This is a genomic window from Pectobacterium fontis (assembly GCF_000803215.1).
In the GTDB taxonomy this organism is placed as follows: Bacteria; Pseudomonadota; Gammaproteobacteria; order Enterobacterales; family Enterobacteriaceae; genus Pectobacterium; species Pectobacterium fontis.
This window is the reverse complement of record NZ_JSXC01000103.1, coordinates 1-651: the sequence shown is the minus strand read 5'-3', so window position 1 is coordinate 651 and position 651 is coordinate 1. Positions and strand designations below refer to the sequence as shown.

Sequence of the window (651 nt, the reverse complement as noted above, 5' to 3'; positions counted from 1 at the left end):
CGATAAATCATCATTTAGCGTCGCCGAGATCGGCAACGGATAGTTCTCCGGACATTAGTCGGGGTAAGAGTGCGTCTCGAATAGCTACGAGGTTATCGTTTTCGGCTTGATTCGCTTGTATTTTCCTGAATTGTACGCTTACAACTTCCTCATAACGGGTAAGTTCTGAATCAGGCGGTATCACGACAGTCAGAGCGTTGAGTATTTCGGTGGTCATACTTGGAACAGCAGACCCCGAGTTCATCGAAGCCAAGTTTTTTGAACGAACAAAGAAGTAAACAAATTTGGCAATATTTGGTCGTTTCATCTCTGAGTAGAACATCGTATCGACTGACCAGAAAGGTTGATTGACGTAGGTGACATTATTAAGAGTACCTTTTCGGGGTATAAGGATGGATTCTCCATTGTACAGTGCAGTATCCACGAACCGCATAATGCCACCTGAACCGAAAACGGGGATTGTACCGTCAGCTAATTTTTTATGGTCTTTGCCATACTTAATGTTGATAAGTTCAGAAAGCAATCCGAAACGCCATCCCACAGGAATTTTGCCAAATTCGCTTTTGACGAAACTGCCGTCAGCAAACGGCTCGAAGTCCACAAACCATGACTTGAAAATAGCTTGCGCCATCTGCTCTAAATGATGATTTA

At 43.6% G+C, this 651-nt stretch carries 1 protein-coding gene; it reads right to left on the bottom strand.

Annotation, left to right across the window (positions count from 1 at the left end):
* Window positions 1-10: 10 nt before the first annotated feature.
* Window positions 11-651: restriction endonuclease subunit S (locus tag OI69_RS18780; RefSeq protein ID WP_039354272.1), on the bottom strand; the 641-nt coding region annotated here is incomplete at its 5' end.